At 61.4% G+C, this 2,406-nt stretch carries 2 protein-coding genes and 1 pseudogene; 1 reads left to right on the forward strand and 2 read right to left on the reverse strand.

Features of this window, described 5'->3' with window-relative positions; translation table 11 throughout:
• Nucleotides 1–77 precede the first annotated feature (77 nt).
• Nucleotides 78–776, forward strand: a complete 699-nt coding sequence (locus Q4C89_RS08110; protein ID WP_303102103.1) for a hypothetical protein — start codon at nt 78–80, stop codon at nt 774–776.
• Between the two features lie 116 nt (nt 777–892).
• Here the strand turns inward: Q4C89_RS08110 and Q4C89_RS08115 are convergent, their stop codons facing one another.
• Nucleotides 893–1,627, reverse strand: a complete 735-nt coding sequence (locus tag Q4C89_RS08115; protein WP_303102104.1) for a hypothetical protein — start codon at nt 1,625–1,627, stop codon at nt 893–895.
• A gap of 248 nt (nt 1,628–1,875) precedes the next feature.
• Nucleotides 1,876–2,406: pseudogene (locus Q4C89_RS08120) on the reverse strand (phenylacetate--CoA ligase); the annotation flags it as partial.

Consider the following 2,406-nt stretch of genomic DNA (forward strand, 5'->3'; position numbering starts at 1 on the left):
ACGCGGAGGCAGGATTGACCCTTGTTCATCGGCCGAAGTCGTGGGGCGTACTTGGGGGTGGGCGAGTAGATTGAGCCATGTCCAAGTTCTTCTCTGCGTGGTGGCTGGCATTGGCCTGCCTGGGCCTGGCTGACGCCAGGAGTTCAGTCGTCTTTCAGCAGATGTACTTCTCTGTGGACGGCAAGCGGGTGTTGGTCACGCATCGCCTTGAAAATGAGAGGGCCCTGGAGGTGGACCAGGTGCTCAAGGTGCTGTCATTTTCAGGGGTGGAGTGGCAGGTGTTAGTGGAGGGACGTGATAAGCAACTCTCTGGGGACGCGGCCCTGAACTTTACCCTGGCCCGGTTCCTGTCGGAATTTACCCGGCGCTATGGGCTACAGCCCAAGGCTGCTGTGCCTCTCTTCCAGGCGGCGGGGCGGCCTCCTCAGATGCTGGGTGCTCTGGGACCACGGGTCGGAGGCTCCTCGCACCATACACTGCGGGTGGCTGGTCAGAACGTGAGGCTGAAACTCAATGTGGTACGCAACGCCCATGCTGGTCCCTGCTCTCTCCTGACGGATACCGGAGGAGTGGCTGCGACCTTCGAGCTGGCACTGGACGCAGGGCAGGGCCAGAAGGTGATCTACCGCCACCCGGGAACCGAACCTTGCGTCTACGCCTACGCCCTGCGCCGGGTGGACGTGCAGGGGTCGTCCATGCTGCTCTCGCTGGTGGGATTTGCGCCCAATGTCGAAGGGGATGAGGAAGTCGCGGTGTACGTATTTCTGAAAAAGTAGTCGGCCCGAGCTGGATTAGGAACCAAAACCTGCGCCAAGACGAGAATCCTGACGTAATCGGTGTTGTCACACGGTGCTCTGGACTCCTGCCACCCGACTCAACTTCGTCAGACGCCTCATTTCAAGGCCATAAACTGTTCATAGTTCAGATTCGCGATCAGGCGCGGCGTGCCTGTGCCGTCGGGTTTGAAAATCAATGTTTGACCCGCGACGGGGTAGTAGCCGTAAGCCTTGTCGAATTTGCCTTGGTGGGTGAACAGAATAGTGTTTTTCCCAGCGGGAGGCGGGGTCACGGTGCGGTTACGCAGGCCTTGGAGCGAGGTTTCGAGCAGCTTCTGGTCTCGGAAAAAGGGCGCAAGCGAGCCGGTCAGGTCGCGGTTCATGGTAACGGGCGCACCGAAAGCAGCCAGTGCGTGCTGGTACACGAAGTAGTACTCGCTCGACCACACGCGGTCTACGGGAATCTTCAGCTTCTTGTACTGCTGCCCCAGTGCGGCCATCATCTTCTTACTCTGCTCGGAGATCCGTTGTCCATCGTCAATCGCGCCCGCAACCGCCTTATCCTGCGGGTTTTGCGGGTAGACCGCGCCAGTGTAGCGGAAGACAATGACGTGACCCCCCTTTTGCAGATCCTGCACGAGGTTGGCAGGCGTGCGGGGGTTGACGTTGCCTAGGCTTTTGCTGGTTGCAGTGACGAGTTTGGGGCTGTTCTCGTTGTTCTTCGCTGGCGTCGTCCCCGGAGGGGCAGTCGCGGTGGTGCTCGCTGCGCTGGGCGAGCAGGCAGCCAAGAGGGCGAGGGTGAAGCCTGCAGTGACGGCGAGGGTGCGGATTCGTCGGCTCTTGCTAAACATGGTCTGTCCTCCTTGCGGCGCCAGGCCTGAGGATTGGGACGAACTCGGCAAAGGGGAGTTGACTGGAACTATGACGGGCAGGGGTTGAAATGGGAGTACCCGGAGGGAGGCTCCGGGCGCGCTTTCATCTCTCCCGCTCGACAGTTTCGTTTGCCGAACCCCTCATTGTCCAGACGGCCCGCTCATCACAGACCCTGGAGCTCTAGCGGAGTTTTTCCCGGATGTGCGCAGTCAAGCCCGACCCCGTATCAGCGGCCTTCGCGCAAGTCCGTCACGCGCTTCAGCTTGCCTCCCTCGCTGCGGGGCAGTGACCCCGGTACGTGCAGCTCACAACGCACCGTGACACCCACCTGAACCTTGATCTGCCGCTCGATTTCCTGACGCAGCGCTGCACTTTCAGTCTCGGCTTCGACTTGCAGCGTCAGGTCGTCCATCAGCCCCGTGCGTGTCAGGACGACGTGGTAGTGCGGGCTGGCCTGCCCCATGCCCAGCAGCACGGCCTCAAGCTGGGTGGGGTAGACGTTGACACCGCGCAGAATCATCAGGTCGTCGGCGCGGCCCCGAATCTGACTCATCCGGCGCATGGTGCGGCCCGTAGCGTTGTCGCCCGGCATCAGGCGGGTGATGTCGCCTGTCCAGTAGCGCAAAATCGGCAGGGCGGTGCGCGTCATGCTGCTGAGGATCAGCACGCCCCATTCGCCGTCGGGCAAGACCTCGCCCGTGTCGGGATTCACGATTTCCGGGTAGAAGTGGTCTTCCCAGATGTAGCTGCCCTGCTG

Origin of the sequence: Deinococcus sp., assembly GCF_030523985.1 — a bacterium.
In the GTDB taxonomy this organism is placed as follows: domain Bacteria; phylum Deinococcota; class Deinococci; order Deinococcales; family Deinococcaceae; genus Deinococcus.

Excerpts from the sequence above, each read along its gene's own strand:
- Q4C89_RS08110 (WP_303102103.1), top strand. The coding sequence starts at position 78 with ATGTCCAAGTTCTTCTCTGCGTGGTGGCTGGCATTGGCCTGCCTGGGC.
- Q4C89_RS08115 (WP_303102104.1), bottom strand. The coding sequence starts at position 1,627 with ATGTTTAGCAAGAGCCGACGAATCCGCACCCTCGCCGTCACTGCAGGC.